Here is a 6,377-nt window from a genome sequence, read left to right as displayed (position 1 = left end):
CGATACGATGGCGACCATCGTCCTCCCGGACGTGCCGGAATTCATCACGCCGCTGGTCTACGCCCTGCCGATCCAGATGCTGGCCTATCACACCGCTGTCCTGATGGGCACGGATGTCGATCAGCCGCGCAATCTGGCAAAATCGGTCACGGTTGAATAAAATCAGCTCGTTATCGAACTCGCTTTATAAAGTAATTGAAATGGCCGCGTGAGCGGCCATTTTGTTATCCAGCTCTCAGCAGCCTTATCGCCTCATCGCGCCCGAAGAGATAGAGCAACACGCGCAATGCCTGTCCGCGTTCGGATTCCAGATCGGGATCGCTGGTCAGAACATAACGCGCGTCCTTGCGGGCGATTTCCAGTAGATCGCCATGCGCTTCGATGGAAGCCAGACGGAAGCCCGGCGTACCGGATTGGCGCGTGCCGAGCAACTCGCCTTCGCCGCGCAGTTTCAGATCTTCTTCGGCGATGCGGAAACCGTCTTCCGTCTCGCGCATAACCTTCAGTCGCGCCTGACCGATTTCGCCCAGCGGTCCCTTGTAGAGCAGGAGGCAGGTCGATGGCTTGTCGCCGCGCCCCACACGCCCGCGCAACTGATGCAACTGCGATAGCCCGAACCGTTCGGCGTGTTCGATCACGATGATGGTCGCGTCGGGCACGTCCACGCCAACTTCAATGACGGTGGTGGCAACTAGAAGCCGCGTTTCGCCTTGCTTGAAGGCGCGCATGGCTTCATCTTTTTCCGCGCCGTTCATACGGCCATGAATAAGGCCAATCCGGTCGCCGAAGACGGATTTGAGGCTTTCGAAACGCTCTTCCGCCGATGTCAGTTCAACGACCTCGGATTCTTCAACCAGCGGGCAGATCCAATAAATCTTCTGGCCTTCCTGCACCGCTTTGCGGATGCGCTCCACCAGTTCACCCATGCGCTCCATTGGCAGGATTGCCGTGGTGATGGGCTGGCGTCCGGCGGGCTTTTCGGTCAGCTTTGATACGTCCATGTCGCCGAAAGCGGTCAGAACCAGCGTGCGCGGGATCGGTGTCGCCGTCATCACCAGCATATCGGGGGCGGAGCCCTTTGCCGTCAGCATCAGGCGTTGATGCACGCCAAAGCGATGCTGCTCATCGATAATGACCAGAACGAGGTCGTGATACTCGACCTTTTCCTGAAACAACGCATGCGTGCCGATAACGATGTCGACCTCGCCGCTCTTCAAGCCTTCCAGCACAGCGTTCCGGTCGCGACCTTTCTCGCGGCCCGTCAGCAGGGCAGCTTTCAGCCCGGCTTTCTCGGCGAGTGGTGCAATGGTTGCAAAATGCTGGCGAGCGAGCACTTCGGTTGGGGCCATCAGGGCGGATTGACCGCCGGATTCTGCGGCATGTGCCATAGACAGCAGACCCACCACCGTTTTGCCGGAGCCGACATCACCCTGTAAAAGCCGTAACATGCGCTCGGGTGATTTGAGGTCCGCGATGATTTCGTGAACGGCCTGATCCTGTCCCTTGGTCAAGCTATAGGGCAGGTGGCGCATGATCTCGGCTACGATACGGCCTGTGCCTTCCAGCGGACGACCGGACAGTCGGCGTGTTTTGGCACGCACGAGGGCAAGGGCAAGCTGACCGGCCAGAAATTCATCATAAGCCAGCCTGCGCCGCGTAATGCCTTCAAGCGCAATGTCGGAGGGGTCTTCCGGTAGGTGCAAAGTGTTGAGCGCGTCCTGAAAACTCGGAAAGCGTTCACGCGCCAGCAAGGGGCCGTCTATCCATTCGGGCAGCGGTGGAACACGCGTCAGCGCTTCCTTGATGGCGCGCGCCAGCGTTTTTGGCGACAGGCCAGCCGTCAGCGGGTAGACCGGCTCGACCATCGGCAGATTGGCGGCATCTTCGAGGCTCGCAATATAGTCGGGATGCACCATGGAGGCGCGCCCGTTGAACCATTCCACCTTGCCGGACACGATGACGGTTTCGCCTTCGGGCAGCATCTTGTGCAGCCACGGCAATTGCGCATGGAAGAAAGTCAGCGCAATTTCCCCGGTATCGTCGTGGGCAAAGACGCGATGCGGGACATTGCCTCTGCCGGGCGGTGCTGGCTGGTGTTGATCGACCACCACTTCCAGCGTGACGATGGTACCTTCCTGAGCAAGCGCAATGCCGGGGCGATTGCGCCGGTCGATAACGCTGTTTGGCGGCAGGAACAGAAGCTGCCCGACTTTCGGTTCCGCGCCGGGCACATCGGTGCCCAGAAGTTTACCAAGCAAAACCGCAACTTTCGGGCCAATGCCGGAAAGCGAACGGACGGAAGCGAAAAACGGATCGAGCATGGATGGGCGCATGGCGGCGAGCATTAACTGCTTCGCTGTCAGGTGCAAGCCTGCGCCATCATCTTTTCGTGCTCTTTTTGTTCTTGTCTCATAAACAGGTTCCCTGTTCTGTCCCAGATGCTATATACCGGCAGCGATTTTGATAAATGGAGCAGTTCCGACATGACTGGCAGCACACTTGCGACGGGAAATCTGGATGTACGGCGTCGCAAGCTTTTGTTTCGCGCCTGGCATCGCGGCATGCGCGAGATGGATTTGATTCTGGGCCAATATGCGGATGAGTATATTGTGAGCTTCACCGATCCCCAGCTCGATGAGTTCGAACAGATTCTGGAAGTGCTGGATCGTGATCTTCTCAAATGGGTGACGGGTGAAAGCCCTATCCCGGCAGAACATGACACCCCGCTTTTCCGCGATATCGTCGCTTTCCGTGACCGCATAGAGTTTTAAAAAATCCATGCCCGTTTTCAGCAAATTTGGTCTCAAGCCCAATACGGATACGAAAGCTGGACGCCGCATCGTCATTGATGGTGTTGCCGATGGCTTTGAGGCGTTCTGTCTCGCGCGTCTGGTGGATGAGATCGGCGAACGCGGGCCTATCATGTATATCGTGCGCGACGGGCAGCGCATTGCTGACCTTGAGCAGGTCTTGAACTTTGTCGCGCCGGATCTGCCGGTGCTGCATCTGCCCGCATGGGACTGCTTGCCCTATGATCGCGTATCGCCCGGTGCCGACGCATCGGCGCGCAGGTTGACCGCGCTCGGCGCTCTGGCGGCGCTCAAGAAAACACCGCATCCGGCCATCGTGCTGACTACGGCCAATGCCGTGCTGCAAAAACTGCCGCCACAGGCGGCAATTGCGGAGCAGGTAATTTCGGCTCGTCCGGGCAACCAGCTTGACATGAATGACCTTGCGTCGCGGCTGGAACGCAACGGTTTCGAGCGTGTGTCGACCGTCCGCGATATCGGCGAATTTGCCGTTCGTGGCGGTATTCTCGATCTTTATGCGCCGGGCGCGGAAGAACCTCTGCGCCTCGATTTCTTCGGCGATACGCTGGAAACGATCCGCGCTTTCGATCCCGCTTCGCAGCGCACGACGGGCACACGCAAGGAATTCGTGCTGCAGCCGATGAGCGAAATCACGCTCTCACCGGATATGATCAGCCGTTTCCGCAAGAATTATGTGGCGATGTTCGGCGCGCCGCAGCGTGACGATGCGCTCTATCAGGCGATCAGCGAAGGCCGCCGTTTTGCCGGTATGGAACACTGGCTGCCACTGTTTTACGATCATCTGGAAACGGTTTTCGACCATGCGGGCGGCATGCCGGTGGTATTCGATCATCTGGTGCATGAAGCGCTGACTGAGCGCCACACTATGGTGGTGGACCACTACGAGGCCCGGCTGCGTCAGGCTGAAGGCAAGGAAGCCGGCAGCGATGCCGTTCCCTATAAGCCGGTCAAGCCGGAAACCCTCTATCTCACGCCGCAGGCGGTCGAGGATGCGGTGCAGGCAAGCGGGCTTCGCATCGACCTCACACCCTTTGGCGCGCCGGAAGTATCGAACCGCACCATTGTTCATGCCGATGCGCATAAGGGCCGCAACTTTGCCGAGGAGCGTGCAGCAACTGATGTGAACCTGTTTGAAGCGGCGGTGAAGCACATTGCTGATCTCCGAGCCTCCGGCAAGAAAGTGCTGGTTGCTGCCTGGACGGAAGGCTCGCTCGACCGACTGTTGCAGGTTCTCGACGAGCACGGGCTGGAAAAGATCGAGACGGTTGACCGGCTTTCAACCGTCAAGGCGCTGTCGCGTGACAAGGTAACCGCAGCGGTGCTGGCCGTTGAAAGCGGCTTCGATGCCGGTGATCTCGCGGTCGTTGCCGAACAGGATATTCTCGGCGACCGTCTTATCCGCCGGTCCAAGCGTCGCAAGCGCGATCAGGACTTCATCTCGGAAGTGGCTTCGCTGACGGCTGGCGATATTGTCGTCCACGTCGATCACGGTATCGGTCGTTTCATCGACCTCAAGACCATCACCGCAGCGGGCGCACCGCATGATTGTCTTGAACTTCACTATGCGGGCGATGACCGGCTGTTCCTGCCGGTCGAAAATATCGAGCTTCTCTCGCGCTACGGGTCGGAAGGTTCCGACGCGGTTCTCGACAAGCTTGGCGGTGGCGCATGGCAGATGCGCAAGGCCAAGCTCAAGAAGCGACTGCTTGAGATTGCGGGCCATCTGATCCAGATAGCCGCCGAGCGTCAGATGCGTGGCGCGCCGGTGATGACGCCGCCGGATGGGCTTTATGCGGAATTCTCTGCCCGCTTCCCCTATGACGAGACCGAAGACCAGATGACCGCCATCGAGGCGGTGGCTGACGATCTTGCCGCGGGCAAGCCGATGGATCGACTGATCTGCGGCGATGTCGGTTTTGGCAAGACGGAAGTTGCGTTGCGCGCTGCCTTCATCGCGGCGCTCAACGGCGTTCAGGTCGCGGTCGTGGTACCGACGACGCTGTTGTCACGCCAGCATTTCAAAACCTTCTCCAAGCGCTTTCATGGCCTGCCGATCACCGTTGCCCATGCCTCGCGGCTGGTTGGCGCGAAGGAACTGGCTGCGACCAAAAAAGGTCTGGAAGAGGGCACGGTTGATATCGTTGTCGGCACCCACGCGCTGCTCGGCAATTCGATCAAGTTCAAGAATCTCGGCCTGCTCATCATCGATGAGGAGCAGCATTTCGGCGTCAAGCACAAGGAACGGCTCAAGGAGCTAAAATCCGATGTGCATGTGCTGACCCTGTCGGCAACGCCAATCCCGCGCACCTTGCAGCTTGCGCTGACCGGCGTGCGCGAACTCTCGCTCATCACCACGCCGCCGGTGGATCGCATGGCGGTGCGCACCTTCGTTTCTCCGTTCGATCCGCTCGTCATTCGTGAAACTTTGCTGCGTGAGCGCTATCGCGGTGGTCAGAGCTTTTATGTCTGTCCGCGTATTTCCGATTTGGGCGACATCGAGGAATTCCTGAAGGAACATGTGCCGGAACTGAAAGTCGCCGTTGCGCATGGCCAGATGGCGCCGGGCGTTCTCGATGACATCATGAACGCTTTCTATGATGGTCAATACGACGTGCTGCTTTCCACGACCATCGTGGAATCCGGCCTCGATATTCCGACCGCGAACACCATGATCGTGCATCGCGCCGACATGTTCGGACTGGCGCAGCTCTATCAGCTGCGAGGTCGTGTCGGGCGCTCCAAGCAGCGCGCTTTCGCACTCTTCACGCTTCCGGCAGGCAAGATGCTGACGCAGATGGCGGAACGTCGCCTGAAAGTGCTGCAATCGCTGGATACGCTTGGCGCAGGCTTCCAGCTTGCCAGCCACGACATGGATATTCGCGGTGCGGGTAATCTCTTGGGCGAGGAACAGTCTGGCCATATCAAGGAAGTCGGTTTCGAGCTTTACCAGCAGATGCTGGAAGAAGCCGTTGCGACGCTCAAGGGTTCCGGCGAAGTGGAAGACAGCCAGTGGTCGCCACAGATCGCCATTGGCACGGCGGTTATGATCCCCGAAGCCTATGTGCCGGACCTGCAATTGCGCCTCGGCCTTTATCGCCGTCTTGCCGATCTGGAAGAGCCGCAGGATATCGACGCATTTGGCGCAGAACTCATCGACCGCTTCGGCCCGATGCCGGAGGAAGTGCAGCATCTGCTCAAGATCGTCTATATCAAGGCGCTCTGCCGTCGCGCCAATGTCGAAAAGCTGGATGCTGGTCCGAAGGGCGTCGTCATCCAGTTCCGTCACGCGACGTTCAACAACCCGGTCGGTCTGGTGAAAATGATCGGCGAACAGGGCTCTATGGCCAAGATCAGGCCGGATCAGAGCATTGTGTTCATTCGCGATTGGGCGACGCCGGAAAAACGCCTCAACGGCTCGGCTGTCATCATGACACAGTTGGCGAAAATCGCGGCGGGCTAAAGCGCGTTTCGATCTGATAGAATCAGATCGGCGCTCTAATCTTTTGTTTTAACGCGCATCTTGTCCGAAAACCGTTTCACACTTTT

At 58.7% G+C, this 6,377-nt stretch carries 3 protein-coding genes; 2 read left to right on the top strand and 1 reads right to left on the bottom strand.

Features of this window, described 5'->3' with window-relative positions; translation table 11 throughout:
* Positions 1–224: 224 nt before the first annotated feature.
* Positions 225–2,345: an ATP-dependent DNA helicase RecG gene (gene recG, locus ACTJKP_RS16410; protein WP_440631416.1), complete on the bottom strand. Its 2,121-nt coding sequence runs from the start codon at positions 2,343–2,345 to the stop codon at positions 225–227.
* 138 nt (positions 2,346–2,483) lie between these two features.
* Between recG and ACTJKP_RS16405 the strand changes: the two genes are divergently transcribed.
* Together ACTJKP_RS16405 and mfd are read left to right on the top strand one after the other, a co-directional pair.
* Positions 2,484–2,771 carry an FAD assembly factor SdhE gene (locus ACTJKP_RS16405; RefSeq protein WP_105544293.1) on the top strand — a complete coding sequence of 96 codons (288 nt, stop codon included), beginning with the start codon at positions 2,484–2,486 and terminating at the stop codon, positions 2,769–2,771.
* 7 nt (positions 2,772–2,778) lie between these two features.
* Positions 2,779–6,291, top strand: coding sequence for a transcription-repair coupling factor (gene mfd / locus ACTJKP_RS16400; protein WP_440631415.1), 3,513 nt, complete (start codon positions 2,779–2,781; stop codon positions 6,289–6,291).
* Positions 6,292–6,377: the final 86 nt, after the last annotated feature.

The sequence above is a fragment of the Brucella sp. 22210 genome (genome assembly GCF_052045675.1).
Taxonomy (GTDB): Bacteria; Pseudomonadota; Alphaproteobacteria; order Rhizobiales; family Rhizobiaceae; genus Brucella.
Note: the sequence above shows the minus strand (reverse complement) of the source record. Positions and strands in the feature narration are given on the sequence as shown.

What these genes read in the sequence shown, in the direction of transcription:
- recG (WP_440631416.1), bottom strand. Translation starts at nt 2,345, where the DNA reads ATGCTCGCCGCCATGCGCCCATCCATGCTCGATCCGTTTTTCGCTTCC.
- ACTJKP_RS16405 (WP_105544293.1), top strand. Translation starts at nt 2,484, where the DNA reads ATGACTGGCAGCACACTTGCGACGGGAAATCTGGATGTACGGCGTCGC.
- mfd (WP_440631415.1), top strand. Translation starts at nt 2,779, where the DNA reads ATGCCCGTTTTCAGCAAATTTGGTCTCAAGCCCAATACGGATACGAAA.